25 protein-coding genes are annotated in these 25176 nt (G+C 70.5%); 12 read left to right on the top strand and 13 right to left on the bottom strand.

What is annotated here, in order from left to right:
* Positions 1-30 precede the first annotated feature (30 nt).
* Complete coding sequence (locus tag ACIBH1_RS01850; protein ID WP_397311641.1) at positions 31-750, top strand: PIG-L deacetylase family protein; 720 nt, start codon at positions 31-33, stop codon at positions 748-750.
* 9 nt (positions 751-759) lie between these two features.
* Complete coding sequence (locus tag ACIBH1_RS01845; RefSeq protein WP_397311640.1) at positions 760-1497, top strand: ABC transporter permease; 738 nt, start codon at positions 760-762, stop codon at positions 1495-1497.
* Here the strand turns inward: ACIBH1_RS01845 and ACIBH1_RS01840 are convergent.
* The 6 genes from ACIBH1_RS01840 to ACIBH1_RS01815 all read right to left on the bottom strand — a co-directional run bounded on the left by ACIBH1_RS01840 (position 1439) and on the right by ACIBH1_RS01815 (position 6352).
* Positions 1439-2134: a lysostaphin resistance A-like protein gene (locus ACIBH1_RS01840; protein WP_397311639.1), complete on the bottom strand. Its 696-nt coding sequence runs from the start codon at positions 2132-2134 to the stop codon at positions 1439-1441. The genes ACIBH1_RS01845 and ACIBH1_RS01840 overlap by 59 nt on opposite strands.
* A gap of 9 nt (positions 2135-2143) precedes the next feature.
* Entirely contained in the window at positions 2144-2404 is a 261-nt protein-coding gene (locus tag ACIBH1_RS01835; protein WP_397311637.1) for a WhiB family transcriptional regulator, read from the bottom strand.
* 41 nt (positions 2405-2445) lie between these two features.
* Positions 2446-3051 (bottom strand): neutral zinc metallopeptidase, encoded by a 606-nt coding sequence (locus ACIBH1_RS01830; protein ID WP_397311636.1) that lies wholly within the window; start codon positions 3049-3051, stop codon positions 2446-2448.
* Positions 3052-3065: 14 nt separating this feature from the next.
* Positions 3066-4439, bottom strand: a complete 1374-nt coding sequence (locus ACIBH1_RS01825) for a glutamate--cysteine ligase (RefSeq protein ID WP_397311635.1) — start codon at positions 4437-4439, stop codon at positions 3066-3068.
* A 138-nt stretch (positions 4440-4577) separates the two neighbouring features.
* A complete protein-coding gene (locus ACIBH1_RS01820; RefSeq protein ID WP_181615988.1) occupies positions 4578-5210 on the bottom strand; it encodes a response regulator transcription factor in 633 nt (210 codons plus the stop codon).
* Positions 5207-6352, bottom strand: a complete 1146-nt coding sequence (locus tag ACIBH1_RS01815; protein ID WP_397312179.1) for a PspC domain-containing protein — start codon at positions 6350-6352, stop codon at positions 5207-5209. The genes ACIBH1_RS01820 and ACIBH1_RS01815 overlap by 4 nt, the downstream gene beginning before the upstream one ends.
* A 239-nt stretch (positions 6353-6591) precedes the next feature.
* On the opposite strand from ACIBH1_RS01815, the gene ACIBH1_RS01810 reads away from it, so the two are divergent.
* The 8 genes from ACIBH1_RS01810 (at position 6592) to ACIBH1_RS01775 (ending at position 16579) form a co-directional block, all read left to right on the top strand.
* Positions 6592-8082 (top strand): PspC domain-containing protein, encoded by a 1491-nt coding sequence (locus ACIBH1_RS01810; protein WP_397311634.1) that lies wholly within the window; start codon positions 6592-6594, stop codon positions 8080-8082.
* A complete protein-coding gene (locus tag ACIBH1_RS01805; RefSeq protein ID WP_397311633.1) occupies positions 8072-8266 on the top strand; it encodes a hypothetical protein in 195 nt (64 codons plus the stop codon). Before ACIBH1_RS01810 ends, ACIBH1_RS01805 begins: the two co-directional genes overlap by 11 nt.
* A 76-nt stretch (positions 8267-8342) precedes the next feature.
* Complete coding sequence (locus ACIBH1_RS01800; RefSeq protein ID WP_397311632.1) at positions 8343-8816, top strand: (2Fe-2S)-binding protein; 474 nt, start codon at positions 8343-8345, stop codon at positions 8814-8816.
* Positions 8813-11194 (top strand): xanthine dehydrogenase family protein molybdopterin-binding subunit, encoded by a 2382-nt coding sequence (locus ACIBH1_RS01795; RefSeq protein ID WP_397311631.1) that lies wholly within the window; start codon positions 8813-8815, stop codon positions 11192-11194. Before ACIBH1_RS01800 ends, ACIBH1_RS01795 begins: the two co-directional genes overlap by 4 nt.
* Complete coding sequence (locus ACIBH1_RS01790; protein WP_397311630.1) at positions 11191-12033, top strand: FAD binding domain-containing protein; 843 nt, start codon at positions 11191-11193, stop codon at positions 12031-12033. Before ACIBH1_RS01795 ends, ACIBH1_RS01790 begins: the two co-directional genes overlap by 4 nt.
* 84 nt (positions 12034-12117) lie before the next feature.
* On the top strand, positions 12118-12807 hold the full coding sequence (locus ACIBH1_RS01785; protein ID WP_397311629.1) for an SRPBCC family protein: 690 nt from the start codon (positions 12118-12120) through the stop codon (positions 12805-12807).
* A gap of 92 nt (positions 12808-12899) precedes the next feature.
* Positions 12900-15572 (top strand): CDP-glycerol glycerophosphotransferase family protein, encoded by a 2673-nt coding sequence (locus ACIBH1_RS01780; RefSeq protein ID WP_397311628.1) that lies wholly within the window; start codon positions 12900-12902, stop codon positions 15570-15572.
* The gene (locus ACIBH1_RS01775) at positions 15569-16579 is read left to right on the top strand and encodes a glycosyltransferase (RefSeq protein WP_397311627.1); all 1011 of its coding nucleotides are present in this window, start codon (positions 15569-15571) and stop codon (positions 16577-16579) included. Before ACIBH1_RS01780 ends, ACIBH1_RS01775 begins: the two co-directional genes overlap by 4 nt.
* Here the strand turns inward: ACIBH1_RS01775 and ACIBH1_RS01770 are convergent.
* The 6 genes from ACIBH1_RS01770 to ACIBH1_RS01745 are packed head-to-tail and all read right to left on the bottom strand — an operon-like array spanning position 16564 to position 21893.
* Positions 16564-17610: a sulfotransferase family protein gene (locus ACIBH1_RS01770; protein WP_397311626.1), complete on the bottom strand. Its 1047-nt coding sequence runs from the start codon at positions 17608-17610 to the stop codon at positions 16564-16566. The genes ACIBH1_RS01775 and ACIBH1_RS01770 overlap by 16 nt on opposite strands.
* Before the next feature lie 3 nt (positions 17611-17613).
* Complete coding sequence (locus tag ACIBH1_RS01765; protein WP_397311625.1) at positions 17614-18399, bottom strand: CDP-alcohol phosphatidyltransferase family protein; 786 nt, start codon at positions 18397-18399, stop codon at positions 17614-17616.
* A complete protein-coding gene (locus ACIBH1_RS01760; RefSeq protein ID WP_397311624.1) occupies positions 18396-19406 on the bottom strand; it encodes a sulfotransferase family protein in 1011 nt (336 codons plus the stop codon). The genes ACIBH1_RS01765 and ACIBH1_RS01760 overlap by 4 nt, the downstream gene beginning before the upstream one ends.
* 4 nt (positions 19407-19410) lie before the next feature.
* Positions 19411-20130, bottom strand: a complete 720-nt coding sequence (locus tag ACIBH1_RS01755) for a CDP-alcohol phosphatidyltransferase family protein (RefSeq protein WP_397311623.1) — start codon at positions 20128-20130, stop codon at positions 19411-19413.
* A 48-nt stretch (positions 20131-20178) separates the two neighbouring features.
* Positions 20179-21168 (bottom strand): PseG/SpsG family protein, encoded by a 990-nt coding sequence (locus ACIBH1_RS01750; protein WP_397311622.1) that lies wholly within the window; start codon positions 21166-21168, stop codon positions 20179-20181.
* Positions 21165-21893, bottom strand: a complete 729-nt coding sequence (locus tag ACIBH1_RS01745) for a cytidylyltransferase domain-containing protein (RefSeq protein WP_397311621.1) — start codon at positions 21891-21893, stop codon at positions 21165-21167. Before ACIBH1_RS01745 ends, ACIBH1_RS01750 begins: the two co-directional genes overlap by 4 nt.
* A gap of 106 nt (positions 21894-21999) precedes the next feature.
* On the opposite strand from ACIBH1_RS01745, the gene pseB reads away from it, so the two are divergent.
* Entirely contained in the window at positions 22000-22983 is a 984-nt protein-coding gene (gene pseB / locus ACIBH1_RS01740; RefSeq protein ID WP_397311620.1) for a UDP-N-acetylglucosamine 4,6-dehydratase (inverting), read from the top strand.
* The gene (locus ACIBH1_RS01735; RefSeq protein WP_397311619.1) at positions 22983-24107 is read left to right on the top strand and encodes a DegT/DnrJ/EryC1/StrS family aminotransferase; all 1125 of its coding nucleotides are present in this window, start codon (positions 22983-22985) and stop codon (positions 24105-24107) included. Before pseB ends, ACIBH1_RS01735 begins: the two co-directional genes overlap by 1 nt.
* Here ACIBH1_RS01735 and pseI read toward each other — a convergent pair.
* Positions 24100-25164 (bottom strand): pseudaminic acid synthase, encoded by a 1065-nt coding sequence (pseI, locus tag ACIBH1_RS01730; protein ID WP_397311618.1) that lies wholly within the window; start codon positions 25162-25164, stop codon positions 24100-24102. The genes ACIBH1_RS01735 and pseI overlap by 8 nt on opposite strands.
* Between the last annotated feature and the right edge of the window lie 12 nt (positions 25165-25176).

Below are 25176 nucleotides of genomic sequence, written 5' to 3'. Positions count from 1 at the left end.
GTGCGCCAGACGGGAACGGTTGAGACGAACATGCTTCCGGAAAACGAGATCAAGCGTGTCCTCACCGTCACCGCCCACCCCGATGACATCGACTTCGGCTCGGCGGGGACGATCGCCGGCCTCACCGACCGTGGCGTCGAGGTGACCTACCTGCTGGTGACGGACGGCGACGCCGGAGGCAACGAGCGCACGCTCGACAACGGGGGCATGGCCGAGCTGCGCCGCGTCGAGCAGACCGCGGCCGCCAAGCACGTCGGCGTCACGGACCTGCGCTTCCTCGGCTACTCGGACGGCACCGTGGTGCAGTCGCTCGACCTGCGGCGCGACATCGCCAGGGTCATCCGCCAGGTGCGCCCCGACGTGGTCATCACCCACCACCCCGAGCGCAACTACCAGTTCATCGCTCCCAGCCACCCCGACCACCGCGCGGTCGGCGGCTCCACGCTCGACGCGGTCTACCCCGACGCGCGCAACCCGTACGCCTTCCCCGAGCTGCTCAGGGACGAGGGCCTGGAGGCGTGGACGGTTCGCGAGGTCTGGCTGACGAGCGGTCCCACGCCCGACCACTACGTCGACATCACCGCCAACGTCGACCGCAAGATCGCCGCCCTGCTCTCCCACCAGAGCCAGGTCGCGCACGTCACGGGCTTCGAGGAGTCGGTCAAGGGCCGCTTCCTCGAGTGGGGCAAGCTGGCGGGCCTGCCCGAGGGCGGCTACGCGGAGGCCTTCCAGATCGTCCCCACCGGCTGACGCACGAACGTGCTGCTCGACCCCACCCCCCTCCTGGCCGTCGTCACGGTCGCGCTCGTCGTCCTCGCCGCCGTCGCGGCGGCGGCGCTCGGCCACGCGCGTGCCGTCCTGACCGCGTCGGCCAGGGCCGCCGCGCAGCTCGCCGCGATCTCCCTGGTCATCACCGCGCTCGTGCACACCCCGTGGGTGAGCGCCGTCCTGCTGGTGATGTACGGCGTGGCGGCGTGGACGGCCGGCAGGCGCGTCTCCAAGAGCCGTCCATGGGCCGCGGCGGTCCCGATGGCCGTCGGGGCGCTCCCGCCCCTGCTCCTGCTGTTCGGCACCGGCGCCGCCCCGCTCCAGGGCATGGTGCTCATCCCGATCACCGGAATCCTGCTCGGCGGCTGCCTGACCGCCACCGCGATGGCCGGGCGCAACGCCATGGACGAGCTGCGCGCGCGGAACGGCGAGGTGGAGGCGGCGCTCGCGCTCGGCCTGCCGCCCGCCGAGGCACGCAGGGAGATCTGCGCGCCCAAGGCGGCCCAGGCGCTGATCCCGGCGCTCGACCAGACCAGGACCGTCGGCCTGGTCACGCTGCCCGGCGCCTTCGTGGGCATGCTCCTGGGCGGGGCGACCCCGCTTCAGGCGGGGATAGTCCAGCTGGTCGTGCTGGTCGCGCTGCTGGCCGCCGAGGCGATCGCCGCCAAGGTCACGATCGAGCTCGTCTGCCGGGAGCGATTCGGGCGAACAGGTATCCCAGCGAGTTAGTCGCCACGTGCAGCAGCGACGGCGTCAGCAGCCCGCCCCTGCGCCGCAGCTCGCAGAAGAACACCCCGGCCGCGGCGGTGGAGACGACGCTCCCGGCCACCACACGGGCGACGTCGGCGCGACCCGGCCCTTCCTCGCCGGCCGTCAGCGCTCCGAGCGCCGGATTGGCCCTGGCCATGTCGATGGCGGGCAGGATGTGCCAGAGCCCGAACAATCCCGACGACACCGCCGTCGCGGCGGCCGTGCCATGGGTACGGCGCAGCATGCCGTACAGCGCGCCGCGGAACCCGACCTCCTCCAGCAGCACCGTGCCCACGGGCACCTGGAGCAGCGCCTCCTCGAAGGCGCGCGAGCGCGACAACGACAGGGCGCGCTCGTCGCGGAACAGCTCGCGGGTGCGCGGGATCGAGATGCCGGCGGTGTAGACGGCGGCCACCGCGAAGGCGAGCGCGCCGCCCGCCGCCGCGCCGCGCCTGCCGTGCTCGAACCCCATCTCCTGCCACGACAGCCCGCTCCTGCGGGCCATGGCGACCAGGGCGCCGGTCGCGACCGCGGAGGTCAGCGGCGCCCAGCGCTTGGCGATGCGGTTGTTCAGGACGTTGGCCGCGGTGAGCACGGCGAGGGATCTGCCCAGCACCTCTGCAGGTTACGTCGTCGCGGGAGTGCGCCACCCGGCGGGGAAGCGCGCCCTGCGGCGTTCCTCGGGGGTCATCCCGCCCCAGATGCCTTCGGACTCCCCCGCCCGCAGGGCGTAGTCGCGGCACTGGGCGAGCACCTGGCAGCCCGCGCAGACCGCCTTCGCCTGCGTCTCCTGGACGCGGGAAGGCGCCAGCGGAAAGAACAGCTCAGGATCGCTTGACCGGCAAGCACCCTTGCGAAGCCACCCGGCCTCGTCGGCGATACCCATGGCTCCCACGCTAGAGCCGCGGGGGTTCGCGTGCATCCCCCTCAGGGTTGACACGCCTCTACTCCGCCGCGATATCCCCGCGCGAAGGACTGCTGGCGTTGCTCGGCCGTACCGTGGGCCTGCGGGTTGAACCAGTCTTCCGTGGGATCGCCCGCGGCGGCCAGATTGAGCAGGAGCTCCTTGTCGTCGTTCTCCTCGGCCGTGATGGCGCCCGACCTCACCAGCGCCGCCAGCGTGGCCCCCGCGTAGCAGTCGGCCTGCAGCTCGATCTGGATGCTGTACTGGAAACGGGACTCGAACTGCGCCTGGACGGCGTGGCCGATCTCGTGCGGGATGATCAGCCAGGTGGAGCCGTCACCCATCTCCGTCCACAGGGCCTCCAGCCACGCCTGGTCGTAGGCGACGAAGTGCCCGTCGGGGCAGTAGAAGGCGTTGTTCGGCACGGACGGCTGTCCGCCGCACGACGGACCCGCGTCACCCACATAGGGGATGAAATCCCGGATGGGCAGATAGGTCCCGCCGAACTCCTTGAACTGCTGCTTCCAGAACTCCTCCGACAACACGCGTGAGGCACGCACGTCGTCGTCGAAGTTGTCTTCCTGCTGAGCGTTGCGCGACGGCGCGCGCACCACCCCGCACGCCGCCACCAGCAGGATCGCGATCAGACCTGCCAGGCATGCACGGGCTCGTTGGTATGCATGCGCGCGATGTAGTCGAGCGTCATCCGGCGCAACGCCTCGTGCCGGTCGACGCCCTTCTCCGCGTTCACCCGCTCGACCTGCCACGTCGCTCCCGTCCGGTGCGTGAGACAGCGCGCCTCGATGACTCCCAGCAGCCTGCCCGCCACCGCGTCGTCCACACCCCACTTCTCCAGTCCCTGGTAGGCCATCGGGAGCAGCCTGCGCAGGACCAGTTCGGTGACCGGGACCTCGCCCATGCCCGGCCAGTACAGCCGCGCGTCGATGCCGTTCCTGGCCGCGCTCCACAGGTTCTCCTCGGCCGTCGCGAACGACATCTGGCTCCAGAGCGGGCGCTCCAGGAACGGGACCGTGCGCATCAAACCGTAGTAGAAGGCGGCGTTGGCCGCGATGTCGAGCACCGACGGCCCGGCGGGCAGCACCCGGTTCTCCACCCGCAGGTGCGGCGTGCCGTCCACGACCGCGTAGACCGGGCGGTTCCAGCGGTAGATGGTCCCGTTGTGCAGGGTCAGCTCGTCGAGTGCCGGGATCCGGCCGCTGGCCAGCACGGCACGCGGATCGCTGTCCTCGCACAGAGGCAGCAGCGCCGGGAAGTAGCGCACATTCTCCTCGAACAGGTCGAAGACGCTGGTGATCCACCGCTCCCCGAACCAGACGCGGGGCCGTACGCCCTGCTCCTTCAGCTCCTTCGGCCGCGTGTCGGTCGCCTGGGCGAACAGGTCGATCCTGGTCTCGCGATGTAACTCCTTGCCGAACAGGTACGGCGCGTTGGCCGCCAGCGCCACCTGCGGACCGGCGATCACCTGGGCGGCGTTCCAGTGGGCCGCGAACTCCTCGGGGCTCACCTGCAGATGCAGCTGGACGCTCGTGCACGCCGCCTCGGGCGCCACGCTGTCGGCATAGGTGTCGAGGCGTTCCACGCCCTCGATCTGGAGGTGCAGATCCTCGCCCCTGGCCGCGAAGATCTGCTCGTTGAGCAGCGCGTAACGCGGGTTCGCCGACAGGTTGCCCTCGATGAGGTCGCGCTCCCTGAGCGTCGGGAGGATCCCGATCAGCGCCAGATGCCCGCCCACCGACCTGGCCCGCTCCTCGGCGTGGTTGAGCCGCGCCCGCACGTCGTTCTCCAGCTGCAGCGCGCCCTCACCGGCCAGGCTCTGCGGCTCGACGTTGATCTCGACGTTGAACTGGCCCAGCTCGGTGGCCCAGTCGGGCTGCGCGATCGCTTCGAGCACCTCGGCGTTGCGCATGGCCGCCTCACCGTGCTCGTCGGTGATGTTCAGCTCGATCTCCAGCCCGGCCTGGGGGCGGTCGAACTCGAACCTGGACTCGCGGAGCATGCGAGCGAAAACGTCCAGGCAGCTCCGCACTTTCTCCCGATATTGACGACGGTCTTCCCGACTGAACACGACGACTGGCACATCCCTGCCCATATCCGGAATGTGCCACGCGATCGCGGCCCTGCCTACCCCGCGGCGTCAGACGAGCCTGCGAGCCGTCGCCCACCGCGACAGCTCGTGCCGGTTCGACAACTGCAGCTTGCGCAGCACGCTCGACACGTGCGTCTCCACCGTCTTCACCGAGATGAACAGCTCCTTGGCGATCTCCTTGTACGCGTAACCACGCGCGATCAGCCGCAATACCTCCCGCTCCCGCTGCGTGAGCGAGTCGAGCTCGGGATCGATCGGCGGCGCCTCGGTCGAGGCGAAGGCGTCGAGCACGAAGCCTGCCAGCCGCGGCGAGAACACCGCGTCGCCCTCGGCCACCCGCCGGATGGCGTCGGTCAGCTCGCGCCCGCTGATGTTCTTCGTGACGTACCCGCGGGCCCCGCCCCTGATCACCCCGATGACGTCCTCGGCCGCGTCGGACACCGACAACGCCAGGAACCGCACCTGCCCACCGGAGCCCAGGACGCGCCGCAGCACCTCCTGCCCGCCGCCGCCCGGCATGTGCACGTCGAGCAGGACCACGTCGGGCGTGAGCTCGGCGATGGCCTTGACCGCCGACTCCACGTCCTCGGCCTCGCCCACGACGTGAATGGAGTCACCCAGCTCGGCCCGCACGCCCGAACGGAACAGCCGGTGGTCGTCGACGATCAGAACGCGAATCATTGCTCCACCTTCATGGTCAGCATCACTTCGGTGCCCTCCCCGGGCTCCGTGCGCACCTTGGCCGTGCCGCCGTGCCGTTCCATTCTGCCGATGATGGACTCCCTGATGCCCATCCTGTCCACCGGGACGGCGTCCATGTCGAACCCCTTGCCCCTGTCCTTGACCGAGATGAAGACCTCCTGGCCCTCCACCTCGGCGTACACGGAGATGACCGGCGAGTCCGAATACTTGCCCGCGTTGACCATCGCCTGGCGGAACGCCTTGAGCATGCCGTCGAGCCGCTGGTCGAGGGCGATGTCGCCGACGCAGACGATCTCCACGGGGATGCCGTGCGCGTCCTCCTCCTCGGCGGCGATGCGTCGTACGGCTGCCGCGAACGTCGTGTCCGCGTCTTGGGCGGGCTGGTAGAGCCAGTTGCGCAGCTCGCGTTCCTGGGAGCGGGCGAGCCTGGTGACCTCGCGCGGGTCGTGCGCCACGCGCTGGATGAGGGTGAGGGTGTGCAGCACCGAGTCGTGCACCATCGCGGCGATCTCCGCCTTCTCCTCCTGGCGGATGCGCTCGCGGCGCTCCAGCTGGAGTTCCTTCCACAGGCCGGCGAGCCACGGCAGGGCGATGACCACCAGGCCGCCGACGACGACCACGGTGAAGATGAGCCCGGAGCGCGCGGCTTCCAGGGCGCCCTGCGTGACGAGGAAGCCGATCGCGCCGCCGATCACCAGCAGCACGCCGAGCAGGGTACGGACGCGGTTCTTGCGCATGCCCTTGGTGGCGCCGCTGACCCAGCTGGTGCGCCGGTCGGGGTCGGCCTGCTGCCACAGGATCAGGGCGCCGATGCCGCCCACCGCGAACGGCAGCATGGCGACGCCGCCCCGCGAGGCTCCGGTCAGCCAGCCGAACGCGAACAGGGCGATGCCGATGGCGGTGAAGGCGGCCAGCTGGCTCCAGTCGCGCGACGGAGGCGCGCCCTCGTGCGGCTCACGCGGCGTGATCATCCACAGCACCGCGTAGACCACCACGCCGACGCCCTCGACGGCGCCCAGCAGCAGGAAGGCCAGCCGGATCACGACCGGGTCCAGCTTCAGCTGCCTGGCCAGTCCTCCGGCCACGCCGCCCACCAGGCGACCCTCCATGGGCCGCATCATGCGGCGGAAGGGTTCGGGCGCCTTCTGCTCGCTGTCGACGACACTCACCTCTTCACGCCGAACAGATCCTTTTAGCACGGATGCCCCTTCGACGTTAGTACGTGCCTGAGCATCGTCACATGTCTGCCTCGCCGTCCACATCAGGGATGTCCCCTGACCTGCCCTGGCCCGCCATCGTCGGGGTTGCCTCAGGGTGGTCCCGGATGCGGCCGGGGGCAGCTCAGGCCACGATAGGACCTATGACTGAGGTACCCACCCCGCCCAGGCCGCTCGCCCGCAGCAGCGAGGGCCGCATCCTCACGGGAGTCTGCGCCGGGCTGGGCAGGTACACCGGCATCGACCCCATCGTCTTCCGCGCCGGCTTCGCGCTCCTGCTCCTGGGATCGGGAGTCGGGGTCTACCTGTATCTCGCGGCGTTCCTGCTGATGCGGGCGCCGACGGGCGGTCCCGGCTACGTCGAGCAGTGGACGCGCCGCGACTTCAGCGGTGACACCGTGCTCGCGCTGCTGACGGCGGTGCTGGGGTTCGGGCTGATGATCAACCTGGCGACCGTGGCGTTCGGCATGGGGACCCTGGTGGTGGCGATCCTGCTGGCCGTGGGCCTGCTGGCGGCGCACTCGAACGGGGTGGACCTGCTGGGGCTGGCCCGGTCGATGCCCGAGCGCCTCAACCGGCGGCGGCCGCGCAACGCTCCGGCTCCCGTGCCCTCCGCGCCCCCGCCCTCCTTCGACGAGGTCCCGCTGTTCGGAGGGGGAACGGCGAAGGAGACCGCCCGTGACGAACCGGACTTCGCCGTACCGAGGCCCGCGCCCGCCGCGCCTCCGAGGTGGAGCCCCGCAGAAGAGCACGTGGAGGCGCTGAGCGAGGACGTGCGCCCCGAGGAGCCGGCGCGCGACACATCGGCGGACGGCCCGACGACGGACGGCCCGACGGCGACCTTCCCCAGCGCCAGTACGACGCCCACCTACCAGACGGCCACCCCGCGGCTGTCGTACGGCGAGCCCTTCGCCCCTCACGGCCCCTACCAGCCCCTGGACCCCACCAGGCGCCCGGGCTACTACGACCCGAGAAACTTCGCCCCGCAGGCACCCGAGCGACGCCCCAAGCGAGCCAAGTCGGTCATCGGCGTCCTCACCACCCTGCTGGCCCTGATCATTGGAGTGATCGTCGTGGCCGTCCAGACGTCCCCGTCGGGAACCGGATCGCCGAGCCTGGTCGTCGTCAGCGGCGCGATGCTGGTCACCATCGGCGCAGGCCTGCTGGTGGCCACCTGGTGGGGCCGGGGCGCCGGCCTGGTGGCCCTGGGCACGGTCATCGCCCTGGCGGCCGCGGTGGGCCTGATGTTCAGCGGCCTGCCCAAGAAGATCACCGATGCGGTGTGGACTCCGAGGAGCATGCAGGACGTGCCTCAGACCTACTCGGTGGGCATCGGCGAGGGCACTCTCGACCTGACCGAGCTGCCCTTGCAGGCGGGCTCCACGACGACGTTCAACGCCTCGATCTCGGTCGGCGAGCTGACGGTGATCGTCCCGCCGACGGCGAGGGTCGAGGTGCACGCGACGAACCGGGTCGGCGACATCAAGATCGACCATCAGGTGAACGGCGGCACCAGCCTGGAGATCAACGAGACGCTGGAGCCCGAGGTGGAGCCCGGCACCGGCGAGCCCGCGACGATCGTCCTGCGCATCAAGGGCGGCGTCGGCGACATGGAGGTGCGCCGTGCAGCGTAAGGGCAACCTCCACAGGACCGACTGGATGGCGTTGCTGAGCGGCCTGCTCTTCCTGGTCGTGGGCATCCTGCTCCTGACCGGGGCGCTGACCGACTGGGTGCTGCTGGCCTCGCTCACGGTGGGCGGGCTGGCGATCGCGGGAGTGATCTCGGTGATCACCCGGCTCATCCGCGGAGGGCGCTGACCAAGCAAACCCTTGACCGGGAAAAACACCGGCGTACGTTGGCATTTATCCGCCTTATCCCTTCAGGGGAGGACGTATGCCCCGAATCGCCGTCACCGTTGACGGAATCAAGTACGAGCAGGACGTCGAACCGCGCCTCCTGCTCGTCCACCTCCTACGAGACAACCTGGGCAAGACCGGCACCCCCATCGGCTGCGACACCAGCAACTGCGGCGCCTGCACGGTCCTGCTCGACGGCAAGAGTGTGAAGAGCTGCTCGGTCCTGGCGGTCCAGGCCGACGGCAGCGACGTGGTCACCATCGAGGGCCTGGCCACGAACGGCTCGATGCACCCGATGCAGCAGGCCTTCCACGAAGAGCACGCGCTGCAGTGCGGCTACTGCACCCCCGGCATGGTCATGGCCTCCATCGACCTGCTGAGGACCGACCCCGATCCGTCCGAGGAAGCCATCAGGGAAGGCCTGGAAGGCAACCTCTGCCGGTGCACGGGGTATTGCAACATCGTCCGGGCGGTGAAGCGGGGCGCCCAGAACGTGGGAGCGAAATCATGAGCGAGATCGACCCCACGGCGATCGCCGAGCAGGCCGAGGTCCCCACCGAGCCGAAGGAGGCCACCACCGAGGTGGGCAAGGCGCGCCGCCGCAAGGAGGACGCCCGCCTGCTGACCGGCAGGACCCAGTGGACCGACAACATCCAGCTGCCCGGCATGCTCTACGTGCAGTTCCTGCGCAGCCCGATGGCGCACGCGAGGATCACGCGCGTCGACGTCGAGGCCGCCAGGCAACTGCCCGGGGTGGTGGCGGCCTTCAGCGGCCGCGACTTCGCCGCCGAGCAGGGCAGCCTGCCGTGCGCGTGGCCGGTGAGCGAGGACATCGTCATCCCCGATCACCCGCCGATGGCCTACGAGGAGGTCCGGTACGTCGGCGAGGCGGTCGCCTGCGTCGTGGCGACCAGCCGCTACCAGGCCGCCGACGCCCTGGAGGCGATCGAGGTCGACTACGAGCCGCTGCCCGCGGTGCTCGACATGAACGAGGCGCTGACGGGCACCAGCCCGAAGGTGCACGACCAGGGCAACCAGGCCTTCACCTGGAAGTTCGGCCAGGGCGACATCGACGCGGCCTTCCGCGACGCACCCGTCGTCATCGACCGCACCTACGTCCAGCAGCGGCTGATCCCCACCGCGATGGAACCGCGCGCGGTCGTCTGCACCACCGACGGCCAGAGCTTCACGATGTGGTCGGCCACCCAGATCCCGCACATCCTGCGCTTCCTGCTGGCCGCGACCACCGGCATCCCGGAGCACATGATCCGCGTGATCGCCCCCGACGTGGGCGGCGGGTTCGGCTCCAAGCTGCAGGTGACCGCGGAGGAGGTGCTCTGCCTCCTGCTGGCCAGGCGCCTGGGCAAGCCGGTGAAGTGGACGGAGAGCCGTTCCGAGGGCAACCTCACCGTGCACCACGGCCGCGACCAGATCCAGCACATCATGATCGCCGCCGAGGGCGACGGCCGCATCCGCGGCATCAAGGTGGACCTGCTGGCCGACATGGGCGCCTATCTGATGCTGGTCACACCGGGCGTGCCGCTGCTGGGCGCGTTCATGTACAACGGCATCTACAAGATGGACGCCTACGACTTCGCGTGCACGGGCGTCTTCACCACCAAGATGCCCACCGACGCCTACCGCGGGGCGGGGCGCCCCGAGGCGACCTACGCGCTGGAACGGGCGATCGACGAGCTGGCGCACGAGCTCAAGCTCGATCCGATGCAGGTGCGCAGGCTCAACTGGATCAAGCACGAGGAGTTCCCGTACACCACGATCGCGGGGCTCACCTACGACTCGGGCAACTACGAGGCGGCGACGGACCGGGCGATGGCCCTGTTCGGCTACGACAAGCTGCGGGCGGAACAGGCCGACCGGCGCGACCGTGGTGACCCCGTGCAGCTCGGGCTCGGGATCAGCACCTACACCGAGATGTGCGGTCTGGCGCCGAGCCGGGTGCTGGGCTCGCTGAGCTACGGAGCGGGCGGCTGGGAGCACGGCTCCGTGCGCATGCTGCCCACCGGCAAGGTCGAGGTGGTCACCGGTAGCTCGGCCCACGGACAGGGGCACGAGACCGCCTGGAGCCAGATCGTCGCCGACGCGCTCGGCGTGCCGTACGAGGACGTCTCGGTCCTGCACGGCGACACGGCGATCTCGCACAAGGGCATGGACACCTACGGCTCGCGCAGCCTGGTCGTGGGCGGCATGGCCGTGCTGCAGGCGTGCCAGAAGGTCAAGGAGAAGGCCAGGCGGCTGGCGGCGCACACCCTGGAGTGCTCGCCGGACGACATCGAGTTCTCCCAGGGCGCGTTCAGGGTCAAGGGCACCAGCCAGCAGAAGACCATCCAGGAGCTGACGCTGGCCGCCTTCGCCGCCCACGACCTGCCCGAGGGCATGGAGCCCAGGCTCGACGCCGACGCCACGATCGACCCGGAGAACTTCTCCTACCCGCACGGCACCCACCTGTGCGCGGTCGAGGTCGACACCGAGACGGGACAGACGAAGATCCGCTCCTACGTGGCCGTGGACGACGTCGGCCGGGTCGTCAACCCGCTGATCGTCGAGGGTCAGGTTCACGGCGGCATCGCCCAGGGCATCGCTCAGGCCCTGTTCGAGGAGGCCGTCTACGACGCCGAGGGCAACCTGCTGACCAGCACGATGGCCGACTACCTGCTCCCGAGCGCGGCGGACCTGCCCACCTTCGTCACGGACAGGACCGAGACCCCGGCCACCAGCAACCCGCTGGGCGTCAAGGGTGTCGGCGAGGCGGGCACGATCGCCTCCACTCCCGCCGTCGTGAACGCCGTCGTGGACGCGCTGCGCCCGCACGGTGTGCACGACATCCAGATGCCGTGCACCCCCGAGCGAGTCTGGAGGGCCCTGCAGTGATCCCGGCCCAGTTCGACTACGTGAGACCGTCCAGCGTGCAGGAGGCGAGCCAGGCGCTGGCAGGCGACGACGACGCCAAGGTCATCGCCGGCGGCCAGTCGCTGCTGCCGTTGCTGCGCCTGCGGCTGACCTATCCGACCCTGCTGGTGGACGTCGGCAGGCTGAGCGAGTTGCAGGGGGTGCACGACCGGGGCGACCACGTCTTCATCGGCGCCGCGGTCACCCACGACGAGGTCGTGCGCTCGGGCGTGATCCGTGACGCGTGCCCGCTCGTGGCGCTGGCCGCCGCCACCGTGGCCGACCCGGCCGTACGGCACCGCGGCACGTTCGGCGGGTCCCTGGCGCATGCCGACCCGGCGGGAGACCTCCCGGCGGTGGCGCTCGCCCTGGACGCGGTCCTGGTCACCTCGGAGCGCGAGATCCCGGCCTCGGAGTTCTTCGTCGACTACCTGGAGTCGACGATGAACCCCGGCGAGATCCTGGTCGGGGTCAAGGTGCCCAAGCTCGGCCCCGGCTGGGGCTTCCACTACGAGAAGTTCCACCGTACGGCCCAGGCCTGGGCGATCGTCGGCGTGGCGGCAGCCGTGCGCCGCTCCAACGGATCGATCGCCGAGGCGCGCATCGGGCTGACGAACATGGGCGCGGTCCCGGTCCGGGCCCGCGAGACCGAGGCCCGCCTGCGAGATCTCGACCTGGGCGAGGCGGTACGGCAGGCGTGCGCGCACGCGGCCGAGGACACCTCGCCCCCGTCCGACCTGCACGCCCAGGCGGACTACCGGCGCCATCTGGCCCAGGTGCTGACCCACCGGGCGGTCCGTGCCGCCGCCGGGTCACCCTGATCGCGGGAAGGGGCATCCGGGCGGGCATCCCTCCCGGATGCCCCTTCCACGGCGTAAGGTCGCACTTAGGCAGAAGGAGCGGTCATGGCGATGCGTTTCGAGCACGATTTCTCGGTCCCGGTTCCTGTCGAGCAGGCCTGGGCGGCGCTGCTGGACGTCGAGCGGGTGGCGCCCTGCCTGCCCGGCGCGGCACTCGACGTCGTCGAGGGCGACGAGTTCACCGGCAGGATGAAGGTCAAGGTCGGGCCGATCACCGTGACCTACCGGGGGTCGGCGCGCTTCGAGGAGATCGACAAGGACTCCTACAGCATCCGGCTCAAGGCCGGGGGCAAGGAGGCCAGGGGTTCCGGTACGGCGGAGGCCACCGTCAACGCGCGGCTCGCCCCGGACGGCGACCGGACGGCCGTCAAGGTCGAGACCATGTTCAACGTCACCGGCCGCCCCGCCCAGTTCGGCCGGGGCGTGATGCAGGAGGTGGGCTCGAAGCTGATCGATCGCTTCGCCGCCAACCTGGCCGACCTGCTGGCGGGCAACCACGAGACCGACGTCGAGGCCCTCGCGGCCGAGCCGGAGTCCACGACGACGGTCGACGAGGGCGAGCGGCACCTGACGGCGGTTCCCGGCACGCTGCGCACCTCGCGCACCCCCGACGAGGAGGCGCTCGACCTGCTGGAGATCGCCGGAGCCCCGCTGATCAAGCGGGTGGCGCCGGTGGTCGGCGCGCTGGCAGCCGTGGCGTTGCTCATCTGGGTGATCAGGCGGCTTTTCCGGTAAAAGTCCCGGCAAGTCGCGGCAAGTCCGGACACTTCGCCCGACGTGCGGGAATGCCTTTCCTCGAAGAGTGAACGATTCGGGGGGAATCAGGCATGCCGGACTGCAGCGTTGTCGTGATTGCCTACAACGACGCGGCCCGCCTGCCCAGGGCCGTGCGTTCCGTCCTCGGCCAGTCGTTGCGCAACGTGGAAGTGATCATCGCCGACGACGCGAGCACCGACGACACCGAGCAGGTGGCGCGGCAGCTCATGGCCGAGGACAGCCGCGTGCGCTACCTGCGCAGGAAGGTCAACAGCGGCGGCTGCGGCGCCCCGCGCAACGACGGGATCGACGCCGCGCTCTCGCCGTACATCATGTTCCTCGACAGCGACGACCGGCTGACCAGGCACGCCTGCAAGAGCCTGCTCACCGAGATCGAGCGCACCGGCGCCCAGTTCGTCTCCGGCCAGATCTCCCGCTTCTACGAGGCCACCGGCAAGCAGCAGCGCTACTACCCCTCGCTGTTCGCCCCGCGCCGCGTGGTCGAGGGCATCGAGGCCGAGCCCGAGCTGTTCGTCGACAGCTTCACCACCAACAAGCTCTACGACGTCGCCTTCCTGCGCTCCAAGGCCCTGCGGTTCCCGGAGGGCGTGCACTTCGAGGACCACGTCTTCGCCGCCGAGCTGTACAGCGTGGCCACGCGCTTCGCCGTCGTCCCGTGGGTCATCTACCTGTGGCACCGGGCGGCCGACGACACCTCGATCTCGCTCAGCCACAGCGAGATGACCAACGTGCGCCAGCGGATCGGCGCGGCCTTCGCCGCCGACCGCATCCTGGCCGACCACGGCCTGAGCCACCTGGTGCCCGAGCGCCAGCACCGCTTCCTGCGTCAGGACCTGCCCGTCTACCTGCACCCGCTGCCCTCGCGCGAGGAGGTCTGGGTCAAGGAGTTCGCCTCGGTGGTGCGCCCGTACCTGGCCACCGTCCCGCAGGAGGTCTTCGACCGCACCGACCCCATGGTCAAGGTATGCGCCCAGCTGATCCTCGACGAGCGCGTCGAGGACCTCACCGTCGCCGCCCGCTCCCTCACCGGCCCCCACGCGCCACCGCGCCAGGCCACCCAGCAGAACGGGCGCACCTACTGGGGCACCTCCGTCGGGCCCGGCACCGACATCACCGCGCTGCGCCTGGCCGAGCTGCCCTACACCGCCTCCCGGCTGCGCCACGAGGTCACCGACCTGGCCTCCGACGGCCGGCGGGTCACCATGACCGTGCGCACCTACGACCCCTTCGGGGCGCTGCCGACCGACTGGAAGGCCTTCATCCGGCTCGGCGCCACGAAGGTGGCGATCGAGCCCCGGCCCTCCGGCGACGGGTGCTACATCAGCGAGATCACGTTCGTGCCGGCCAAGGGCGGCGACCCGCGCATCGGCTTCACCCGCCTGTCCGACGGCCGCACCACCACCGACCGGCTGCTGGTCGACCCGCGCGTCGAACCGGTGCGGGTGGGCGAGATCACCGTGCGGCCGGAGGGGCGCGCGGCGATCCTGCGCGTGAGCGCGCCGCCGCGGCGGCCGTCGCTGCTGCGGCGTACCGCCAAGAAGCTGCTCAAGCGCTGGAGCACCCCGGCGATGAAACTCAAGGTCTACAAGGTGCTGATCCGGGTACTCCCCCGCAAGAAGGACCTCGCGCTGTTCGAGTCCGACTGCGGAAAGGGATACACCGGCAGCCCGCGCGCCCTGTACGAGGAGCTGCGGCGACGGGGGCTGCCGGTGGCAGTCGTCTGGTCGGCCGCGCGCAACAGGGACACCTTCCCCAAGGACGCGGGCATCGTCAGGCGCAGCAGCTGGCGCTACATCTGGACCATGGCCAGGGCCGCCTACTGGGTCGACAGCCACGGCTTCCCGCTCGACTACCCCAAGCCGCGCGGCACCCGCTACCTGCAGACCTGGCACGGCCAGGGCATCAAGTCGATCGGATTCGACGCCCCCGACCTGCGCGCCGACTTCGCCCAGCCGCGCGACCAGTGGCGCGAGGCGATCGCCCGCTGGGACGCGCTGGTCTCCCCCGGCGCCGAGTTCGAGCGCATCTTCGTCACCGCCAACCGCTACGCGGGACCGCTCCTGAGGTACGGCACGCCGCGCTGCGACGCGCTGGTGCGCGGCCAGACGCCGGAAGGCGTGCGGGAGCGGCTGGAGATCCCGCCGGGCAAGAAGGTGCTGCTCTACGCGCCCACCTACCGCGACGCCGCCAAGTTCTCCGGCCGGTCCGTCAGGGTCGACCTGGACCTGCTGGCCGAGGAACTGGCCGACGAGTGGGTGCTGGTGCTGCGCACGCATCCGGTGGAGAAGTACAAGGTGCCGCAGCGGGTGAGGCACTTCGTCCGGCCGGCGGGCTCCTACCCCGAGATCAACGACCTGATGCTGATCTCCGACGCGCTGCTGACCGACTACTCCTCCGTCAGCAGCGACTACGCGGTGACGGGCAAGCCGATGTTGTTCTACATCGACGACTGGGACGACTACCGGCGCAACGAGCGCGGCGTCTACCACGACCTGCCCTCGATCGCCCCCGGCCCGTGCCTGTCGACCACCGAGGAACTGGTGACCGCCCTGCGCGACCTGCCCGCCGTACACCGGGCCCACGCCCAGCGGTACGCGGCCTGGCGGCAGTTGTGGTGCGCCGACGAGCGGGGCAACGCCGCGGCCAGGGTCGTGGACGATTTCTTCGCCGGGCCACTCGCTCAGCCCGCGGTCGGCGGCGGCTACCTGTGGGGGACCCGATGAGCGTGACCTTCGCCTGCATCGACGCCGACACCCTGGGCGGCATCCAGCAGATCACCCACACCCTGGCCCAAGGCCTGGCCGAACGCGGCTACGACGTGCGGGTCATCGGGCTGCAGCGCACCGAGGCGCCCTTCCGCTACGTCGAGCACCCGCTCTACGCCCGCCACCTGGTGGCCAAGGACAGCAAGCTGCCCAAGATCCTGCCCTCCGACGGCTTCCTGGTGATGACCTCGCCTGGCGTGGTGACACGGCTGGCCGGATACGGCACGGGGCTGCGGCGCATCGGGCAGTACCACGGCTCCTACGAGCACGCGCGCGGCACCTGGCACCTGGGCTCCATCCGCAGACACTACGGCCAGCTCGACCAGGCGGTCTTCCTCAGCGAGGCCGACGCCTGGCAGTTCGCCGAGCACACGCTGCTGCCCAACACCTGGGCCATGCCCAACCCGCTGCGCGAGTGGCCGTCGCGGGTCTCGACGCTGGTGACGCCGCGGGTCCTGGGCGTGGGACGGCTGGCGGGTGTCAAACGCTTCGACCGCCTCATCACCGCCTTCGCCAGGGCGAGCGCGCCGCCGTGGGAGCTGCATCTCATCGGCGACGGACCGGAGGAGGAGCGGCTGCGCGCGCACGCGCGCAGCGAGGGCGTCGAGGACCGGGTGATCTTCCGCGGCCGGGTGGACGCCGCCGACATGCCCAGGGAGTACGACGACGCCGCGCTGCTCGGACTGTCGAGCGAGCACGAGGGGCTGCCGCTGGTGCTGCTGGAGGCTGCCGCCCACGGGGTGCCCGCGGTCGCCTTCGACGTCTCGGGAGGGGTGCGCTCCATCGCGCCCGTGCTCGTCCCGCCCGGTGACGTGGACGGCTTCGCCGTACGGCTCGGCGCGTTGATGGCCTCCTACGACGAACGGCGGCGCCTGGGCGCCGCCGTCCGGTCACAAGCGGCGGGATTCCGGCTCGACCGGGTCCTGGACCGCTGGGAGGTGCTCTTCTCTCACATCACGCGCTGAGGCATCTCCGCCTCGGCACGCTGCTGGGGGATGCCCGCCAGCGCGCACTGCTCCTCGGTCAGCAGCGCCGCCACGGGACCGGGCTCGCGCAGGCGCATGAACCGGTCGCGCAGGGCCTTGCGGCTGCGGTTGGAACGGCGCTTGGCCATCGTCCGCTGCAGCGAGGCGACGTGCTCCTTGGCCGGGCCGGGCGCGCCCGACAGCTCGTAGCCCTTGTCCTGGAGGCGGGCGCCGAGCATGTCCTCGCAGAGCGAGATCTCCCAGTCCTCCAACCGCTGGCCCCAGCTGCCCACGCGGGCCCTGGTCACCTCGCCGTGGGTGTTGGTGTGCCAGACCTTGTGCAGCGGGACGACCGTGTCGGCCGCCTGCTTGGGCGAGACCACCGACGGGTCGAACTCCTCGCCCAGGTAGGCGCAGAGCTTCTGCATCTCGGCGCCGGGGTCGTCGGTCAGGTCCTCGTAGCGCAGCTCGTAGTAGCTGTCGGCGGGCAGCGTCCTGGCCAGCTTGTTGCCGTAGTCGATCGCCTCGGCCCAGGTCGACATCGCGTGGAAGGAGTCCAGCGTGAACCAGGGCATCTCCTTCAGCGACGAGACGCAGTCGCGCCCGTCCCTGATCAGGTGGATGAACTGGGCGTCGGGGAAGATGCGCCGCAGGATGTCGACCTGCTTGACGTAGCTCGGCCGCTTGTCGCCCCAGCGGGCCTTGCCGAAACGGTCGGCGTACATGCGGAAGGCCGTGCCCAGCACGGAGCCCAGCGAGCCGGGCGCCTTGGTCGCCTCCTGGACGAAGGCGTCCCTGGCGAGGCCGAGCTCCTTGAACTTGGTGCTCTTGTCGGTGGCGATCCACTCGGCCAGCGCCTGACGGCAGGCCGCGTCGCGCATGTCGCCGAAGGCACGACGCCGCGTGTAGGTCGGGATCACGAACCGGGTCTCGGGCGCCACCGCGATCCTCGGGTGCGAGTGCAGCATGAGCTGCAGCATCGTGGTCCCGGAACGCGGGCAGCCGATGACGAACACCGGACGGTCTGACATTGGTTATCCCCCGATCAACGCGTGCTCACGGCTCTCCCGGGGCGCCGCTGCGCGACGGGTGAAGAGCCACATTCGGTAAACAATGAAGACTTCGTTGGCCAGCAGCAGCAGGCTGGCCCCGGTCGAGACGGGCAGCAGGGCGGCAGCCCCGATGAGCGGGGCGACGACGAACACCGCCGCGTGGAACTCGATGCCGCTGATCAGGTGCGAGCGCACCCGGTGACGGGCCAGCAGCCGGTTGACCCTGGGCATCAGCCGCTTGCTCGGCACCCGCTCGACCTGCTCGCCAGGGGCTGCGCTCTCGCTGTTGAGGTGGACGGCTTCGCGCACCCGCTTCATCTGCGGCGCGTTGACGTAGCGGAACAGGTCGAGCACCGCCAGCACCGCGCCGAGCACGATGTAGACCACGTCCCCGGTCAGGACGTACTGCCCGTAGGCCAGGCCCGCGGCGCAGAACACCACCCGGATCCGGTCGCCCACGTAGTCCAGCCACAGGCCGAACGGCGAGCCGGTGCCCTTCAGCCTGGCGATCTTCCCGTCGACGCAGTCGACCAGGAAGCTCACGTAGAACAGGAGCGCACCCACCGCGAGCTGGTTGGCCGCGAAGCTCACCGCCGAGCCGAGACCGATCACCAGCGAGGTGACGGTCAGCGCGTTCGGCGTGACCCGCGTGTGGTTGGCGATCAGCCGGGTGAGCGGGCAGGCCAGCGGGTCGACGAAGTAGACCGTCCACCACGAGTCGCGGTTCTTCAGCGTGGAGCGCACCTCGGCGATGCTGTAACGCCTCATGAGGCCACCCGCTGGGGCTCGCGCTGCCCGCTGGTCAGCAGGGCCGCCACGGGGCCGGGCTCGCGCAGCCGGTTCACCCGGTCACGCAGGTCCTTGCGCATCCGGCTCGCCCGGCGCTTGGCCATGGTCTGGCGGAAGGCCGCCACGTGAGCCTTGGCCGCTTTGGGCGCGCCGCTGAGCTCGTAGCCGTGCTCCTGCAGGCGCTCGCCCAGCACGTCCTCGCACAACGCGATCTCCCAGCCGGTCAGCCGCGTGGTCCAGCTGCCCACCCGTTCCCTGGTGACCTCGCCGTGCGTGTTGCTGTGCCACGTCTTGTTCTTGGGCACCGCGACGCCCGCCAGCATGTGCGGCTCGCACATCGCCGGGTCGAAGTCCTCGTCGAGGAACTGGCAGAGCTTCTTCAGCTCCATCGCCGGGTCGTCGGTCAGGTCCTCGTAGCGCAGCTCGTAGTAGGTGTCGGCGGGCAGCTTCCTGCGCAGCTTCGCCCCGGCGTCCATCGCCTCCGCCCAGTTGGCGATGGCGTGGAAGGAGTCGAGGCTGTACCAGGGCATCTCCTTCAGGCTCGCCGAGCAGTCACGGCCGTCCCTGATCAGGTGGATGAACTGGGCGTCGGGGAAGAGCCTGCGCAGGACGTCGACCTTGCGCACGTAGCTGGGACGCTTGTCGCCCCAGCGCGGCTTGCCGAACCGCTCGCCGTACATGCTGAACGCCCGGCCGATCACCGAGCCCAGCGAACCCGGGCCCTGCGCGGCCTGGCGGATGTAGTCCTCCCTGCCGATGTGCAGGTCGTGGAACTTGGTGCCCTTCTCGCCGGCGATCCACTCGGCCAGGTTCTGACGATTCCTGACATCGCGCATGTCCCCGTAGGCGCGCCGCCGGTAGTAGGCCGCCTCCAGGAACCTCGTCTCCGGCGGCACCGCGATCCTCGGGTGCGCGTGCAACATCAGCTGCAGCATTGTCGTGCCGGAGCGGGCACAGCCAATGACGAACACCGGCCGATCGGACATGTGGTCAAACCCCCCGTTGTATCGCTGCCTGCCTGGTTGTGACCCACAACCGGTAGACCAGATTCGCCTCGAACCCCAGCAGCAGCGCCCCCGCCACCGCCGTCATCGGCACCAGCGCCGCCGCACCCGCCAGGGGCGCGGCGACGAACACGGCCGCGTGGAACTCGATCCCGCTGAACAGGTGCCTGCGCACCCGCCTCCTGGCCAGCGCCCGCTCCCACCGGGTCTTCGGCGGACGGACACTGCCGGGCAGCTCCTCGCGGACCCGGCGCATCTGCGGGCCGTTCACGTAGCGGAACAGATCCAGGACGGCGATCGCCGCACCCATGATCACGAATGCCACGTCCCCGGTCGCCGCGTACTGGCCGAAGGCCAGACCGGCCGCGCAGCTCAGCTCGCGCACCCGGTCGCCGATGAAGTCCAGCCACAACCCGAACGGCGTCCCGGTGCCCTTGAGCCGGGCGATCTTCCCGTCGACGCAGTCGACGAGGAAGCTCACGAAGAACAGGACCGCCCCCGCGGTGAGCCTGTTCGCCGCGAACGCCCCCGCCGCCGCGAGCCCCAGGAGCATGGAGATCCCGGTGATCGCGTTGGGGGTGAGAGTGGTCCGGTTGGCCACCAGGACTGCCAGCCGACACGCCAGCGGGTCGACCGCGAAGACGGTCCACCAGGCGTCCTTCCGCTTCCGTGCGGCGTGCACGTCGGCGAGCGAGTAGGTCGGCATGCAGACCAGCATGGCCACGATCTGCTGTTTATCGATTACTCTCTGGAACTACTGGGGGATGTCCATGCCTCTTCTTGACCATTCAGGGACGGCCCTCGCACGCGCCGCCAGGAGGGCGTCGGCCACCCGTTCCCTGCCGCGGCCGTCGATGAGGCCGCGTCCCGCCGTGCCGTACGGCTCGCGCAGGTCCGCCCGGCGGATGAGCGACTCCAGCAGCGGCGTGGCGGCCTCGATCGTCGCCGCGGGCCCCAGCCCCGCCGCGAGTCCTGCCGACACCAGGGCGTCGTAACTGATCAGCTGGTTGTCGGCCACGAAGGTGACCGCCGACGGCACGCCCAGGTGGAGCAGTTCCCAGACCGACGACCCGGCCGCGGTGACGACCAGGTCGGCGTCGGCCATCAGGCTCGCGAGGTGGTCGGTGGGCGGGCTCAGCTCGATCGCCCCGCCCGCGGGCAGCGGCACCGGCCTCGCGCTGATGACCGTGGCCTCGAAGGGCGCGTCGACCGCCGTCAGCATCCCGACCACGCGCTCGACGAGCCCTCCCGCGTCGGTGCCGCCGAAGAAGCACAGCACCCTGGGCACGTCGCCGCATGCGGCGCGTCGCGCCGACCGCACCTGGTCGCGGAGCAGCACGTACGGCGCGCCCGCCAGCCGGACGGAGCCGGGAGGCAGGTCAGGCAGCAGCTTCTCGGCGCCGAGGTTCTGGTCGAGGTAGACGTCGGCGGCCTGGCCGCGCAGGTCGCCGTCGACGATCGCGAGGACGGCGATCCCGGCGGCGCGGAAGCGGGCTCCCTCGCCCTCGGGCAGCGTGTAGGAGTCCAGCACGATCGCGTCGAGATCGAGCCGCCAGGCCAGGTGCGCCGGCTTGAGCGGCAGACTCCTGCGTTCGAGCTGGCTCACCGCCCAGTCGAGGCCGCCGAGGTCACCGAGGAAGCAGACGTCCTCGCCCCGGCCGACGAGTTCCTCGGCCAGCGCGATGCAGCGCATCAGGTGTCCGACCCCGATCAGCGGGCCCGCATCGCACCGGAACCCGATCATGCCTCCTGCAGCTCCTTCTGCCTGACCCCGGCGTTGATCGCGCGGATTTCCGGGTGCGCGCGCAGCCAGTCGACCAGCGTGCGCACGGCGATCGTCCGGTCGCCGAACTCGCCCACCACGGCCTGGATCAGTTCCCAGTCCTCCTGGGTGTCGAGCGTCACGCGCAGGTCGGACGCGCCGGGCGTGTAGGTGAGCCCGAGCAGGCGGAAGCGCTCCGCGTGGGTGTAGACGTAGGACGTGACGTGGGTGCGGTGATAGGCGGTGGCGGCCTGGTCGGCCACGGCCAGCGCCGCCCGGCCGACGATCTCGATGTCCGTGCCGCGCGGCAGCGTGTGAGGCAGCCCCGTGCTGAGGTAGTCGAGCCCCGGCACCGCCCGGTAGATCAGGGCCGCCTCGCGGATCACGGCGGGGTCCAGCAGCGGGCAGTCCGCCGTGAACCGCATGACCGCGTCGGCGGGGTGCTCACGCAGGGCCCCCACGAACCTGGTGAGAACGTCGTCGACCGGGCCCCGATGCCAGGCGACGCCCAGCCGCTCGCACTCCTCGACCACCGCGTCGTCGATGCTCTCGGTCGTGGTCGCGACCACGATCTCGTCGAGCGCCTCGGATTCCCTGGCCGCCCGGATCACCCAGCCGAGGACACTTCGCCCCGCCAGCGGCTTGAGGACCTTGCCCGCCAGGCGCGATGAGCCCATGCGAGCTTGAACAATTCCGACAGTACGCACAAATGCCCCATTCCCCCGTGTGACCGTGCGTCATTGAATCGTCGCGATATGCTACCGCCTCGTTCTGCTGACTACAGCGCGTCATCACTTTTCGGGGGCACTCACCGTGAGCGTACTCACCGGTTCGTCAATCCTGATCACCGGAGGCACCGGCTCCTTCGGCAAGGCCTTCATCAGGTACGCACTCGACCATCTCGCCCCCAGGCGGCTGGTCGTCATCTCGAGGGACGAGCTGAAGCAGTACGAGATCAAGCAGCACTTCGACCACGACGAGCGCCTGCGCTGGTTCATCGGCGACGTCAGGGATCGCGAGCGCCTCGCCAGGGCGATGCACGGCGTCGACTACGTGGTGCACGCCGCCGCGCTGAAGCAGGTCGACACCGCCGAGTACAACCCCTTCGAGTACGTGCGCACCAACGTCGCCGGCTCGCAGAACGTCGTCGAGGCCGCCATCGACTGCGGCGTGCGCAAGGTGGTCGCGCTCTCCACCGACAAGGCGTCCAGCCCGATCAACCTCTACGGCGCCACCAAGCTCGTCGCCGACAAGCTCTTCGTCTCGGCCAACCACTACGCGGCCGCGCACCCCACCCGCTTCGCCGTCGTGCGTTACGGCAACGTGGTCGGCAGCCGCGGCTCGGTCGTGCCGTTCTTCCTCAGGCTGGCGGCCGAGGGCGGCAGCATCCCGATCACCGACAAGCGCATGACCCGCTTCTGGATCACCCTGGACCAGGCGGTGCGCTTCGTCGTCGACTCCTTCGACATGATGCAGGGCGGCGAGCTGTACGTGCCGCGCATCCCGAGCATGCGCATCGGCGACCTGGCCGAGGCGCTCGCCCCCGAGAGCCCGACCTACGAGATCGGCATCCGGCCCGGCGAGAAGCTGCACGAAGAGATGATCTCCCCCGACGACGGCCGCCGCACGCTGTGCCTGCCCGACCGCTACATCGTGCAGCCGACGATCGCCACCTGGGGCTACGTGCCCCCGCAGGCCGGCCAGGTCGTGCCGGAGGGGTTCTCCTACCAGTCCGACACCAACGACCAGTGGCTGTCCGTCGAGGACCTGCGCCAGATGACCGCGGTGACCGTCTGATGCTTCCCTACGGACGCCAGAGCATCATCGAGGACGACATCCTCGCCGTGGCGCAGGTGCTTCGCGGCGACTGGCTCACCACGGGCCCCGCCGTCCAGGCCTTCGAAGAGGAGCTCGCCCGCTGGACGGGCGGCGTGCCGTGCGTGAGCGTCACCTCCGGCACCGCGGCCCTGCACGTCGCCTACGCGGCGGCAGGGGTGGGGCAGGGCGACGAGGTCATCACCACTCCGATCACCTTCGCGGCCACCGCGAGCACCTGCGCGCTGCTCGGAGCCACGCCGGTCTTCGCCGACGTCGACCCCGAGACCGCCAACCTCGACCCCGACGCCGTCGCGGCCGCGATCACGCCGCGCACCGCGGCCATCACCGCGGTCGACTACGCCGGTCACCCCGCCGACTACGACGCGCTGCGCGACCTGGCCGACGGCGCGGGGGCGACGCTCATCGGCGACGCGGCGCACGCCATCGGCTCCAGTTACAAGGACAGGCCCGTCGGCTCGCTGGCGGATCTCACCACCTTCTCCTTCTTCCCGACCAAGACCGTGACGACGGCCGAGGGCGGCGCGGTCGCGGCCCTCGACGCCGGACTGCTGCAGCGCGCGGGCTCGTTCAAGAACCACGGCCTGGTCCGCGATCGGGAGCTCCAGCGCGATCCCGACCACGGCGGCTGGCACCAGGAGGTGCACGCGCTCGGGCTCAACTACCGGCTGCCCGACGTGCTGTGCGCCCTGGGCATCAGCCAGCTGCGGCGGCTCGGGGACTTCCGCGCGCGCCGCGCCGAACTGGTCGCCCGCTACAACGCCGCCCTGCGCGAGGTTCCCGGGCTCGGGCTGCCCGTGCAACGGCCCTACGTGGACGTCTCCTGGCACCTGTACGCCGTCCGGGTGCTCGGCGGGAGGCGGCGTGAGGTCTACGACCGCATGCGGGCCGCGGGCATCGGCGTCCAGGTCAACTACATCCCCGTCTACTGGCACCCGGCCTTCGAAGACCTCGGCTACCGCAGGGGCATGTGCCCGCGGGCCGAGGCCTTCTACTCGGAGCAGCTGTCGCTGCCGCTCTACGCGGACCTGACCGACGCCCAGCAGGACCGTGTGATCGAAGAGCTGTCCGCCATCCTCAGATGAGGTCCCAGGTGAGGGGCGTGCCACGGGAGACGTCCCGGCGGAACGTGCGGCCGACGACCGAGCCCATCGCGTGCGGCATCAGGCCGCCGGCCGGCCGGATCGACCGCACGTTGTCGGGTGTCACCGGCTGCCCCTCCCGCACGTCGGCGATGACGTAGAGCGAGCGGCGGAAGCGCAGGCCCTCGCGCTCGGAGTCGCGGGGGCCGATGACGGCGCGGCCGAGCGCCCGCCAGCCGCGCTCGGTCTCGGCGACCAGTGCCGCCAGCTCCGCGGGCTCCAGCGAGAACGCGGAGTCCACGCCGCCGCCCTCCCGCGACAACGTCACGTGCTTCTCCACCAGGCAGGCGCCCAGAGCCACCGCGGCGACGGGCGCACCGATGCCGGGTGTGTGGTCGGAGAGTCCGACCGGCAGGCCGAAGGCCTCCGACAGGACGGGAAGCGCGCGCAGGTTGCTCTCGGAGACGTCGGCCGGATAGGAGGCCGTGCACCCGAGCAGGATCGGCCGCGGGCACCCCGCCTCGCGCGCCGCCCGCACGGCCGCGTCGATCTCCGACAGCGTGGCCATGCCCGTCGACATGATGAGCGGCTTGCCCGTGGCGGCCACCTGCTGGATCAGGGGCAGGTCGACCAGCTCCGACGAGGCGATCTTGTAGGCGGGCACGCCGAGATCCTCGAGGAAGGCGACCGCCGAAGGATCGAACGGACTGGAGAAGGCCGCCAGCCCGAGCTCCCGGGCACGCTCGAAGATGGGCCCGTGCCACTCCCACGGCGTGTGGGCCTTCTCGTAGAGGTCGTAGAGCCGTTCCCCGCCCCACAACTCGTGACCGTCGCTGAGCCGGAACTGCGGTCCGTCGGCGTCGATCGTGATGGTGTCGGCGCGGTAGGTCTGCAGCTTGACGGCGTGCGCTCCGGCCTTCGCCACCGCCTCGACGATCTCGAGCGCGCGATCGAGCGATCCGTCGTGATTTCCCGACATCTCCGCGACGATGTACGGCGCGCTGTCAGGGCCGATCGCCCGGCCCTCGATCTCCACGACGCCCTGCGATTCAGAATTCACGGCCCGTATACT

The sequence above is a fragment of the Nonomuraea sp. NPDC050663 genome, assembly GCF_044456985.1.
GTDB lineage: Bacteria > Actinomycetota > Actinomycetes > Streptosporangiales > Streptosporangiaceae > Nonomuraea.
This window is presented reverse-complemented; position numbering and strand designations above follow the sequence as displayed.

Coding starts and splice junctions, on each gene's coding strand:
- ACIBH1_RS01775 (WP_397311627.1), top strand. CDS start 15,569: ATGAGCGTGACCTTCGCCTGCATCGACGCCGACACCCTGGGCGGCATC.
- ACIBH1_RS01770 (WP_397311626.1), bottom strand. CDS start 17,610: ATGTCAGACCGTCCGGTGTTCGTCATCGGCTGCCCGCGTTCCGGGACC.
- ACIBH1_RS01825 (WP_397311635.1), bottom strand. CDS start 4,439: ATGCTCCGCGAGTCCAGGTTCGAGTTCGACCGCCCCCAGGCCGGGCTG.
- ACIBH1_RS01750 (WP_397311622.1), bottom strand. CDS start 21,168: ATGATCGGGTTCCGGTGCGATGCGGGCCCGCTGATCGGGGTCGGACAC.
- ACIBH1_RS01795 (WP_397311631.1), top strand. CDS start 8,813: ATGAGCGAGATCGACCCCACGGCGATCGCCGAGCAGGCCGAGGTCCCC.
- ACIBH1_RS01815 (WP_397312179.1), bottom strand. CDS start 6,352: ATGATGCGGCCCATGGAGGGTCGCCTGGTGGGCGGCGTGGCCGGAGGA.
- ACIBH1_RS01810 (WP_397311634.1), top strand. CDS start 6,592: ATGACTGAGGTACCCACCCCGCCCAGGCCGCTCGCCCGCAGCAGCGAG.
- ACIBH1_RS01760 (WP_397311624.1), bottom strand. CDS start 19,406: ATGTCCGATCGGCCGGTGTTCGTCATTGGCTGTGCCCGCTCCGGCACG.
- ACIBH1_RS01820 (WP_181615988.1), bottom strand. CDS start 5,210: ATGATTCGCGTTCTGATCGTCGACGACCACCGGCTGTTCCGTTCGGGC.
- ACIBH1_RS01800 (WP_397311632.1), top strand. CDS start 8,343: ATGCCCCGAATCGCCGTCACCGTTGACGGAATCAAGTACGAGCAGGAC.
- ACIBH1_RS01785 (WP_397311629.1), top strand. CDS start 12,118: ATGGCGATGCGTTTCGAGCACGATTTCTCGGTCCCGGTTCCTGTCGAG.
- ACIBH1_RS01835 (WP_397311637.1), bottom strand. CDS start 2,404: ATGGGTATCGCCGACGAGGCCGGGTGGCTTCGCAAGGGTGCTTGCCGG.
- ACIBH1_RS01850 (WP_397311641.1), top strand. CDS start 31: ATGCTTCCGGAAAACGAGATCAAGCGTGTCCTCACCGTCACCGCCCAC.
- ACIBH1_RS01765 (WP_397311625.1), bottom strand. CDS start 18,399: ATGAGGCGTTACAGCATCGCCGAGGTGCGCTCCACGCTGAAGAACCGC.
- ACIBH1_RS01780 (WP_397311628.1), top strand. CDS start 12,900: ATGCCGGACTGCAGCGTTGTCGTGATTGCCTACAACGACGCGGCCCGC.
- ACIBH1_RS01755 (WP_397311623.1), bottom strand. CDS start 20,130: ATGCCGACCTACTCGCTCGCCGACGTGCACGCCGCACGGAAGCGGAAG.
- ACIBH1_RS01735 (WP_397311619.1), top strand. CDS start 22,983: ATGCTTCCCTACGGACGCCAGAGCATCATCGAGGACGACATCCTCGCC.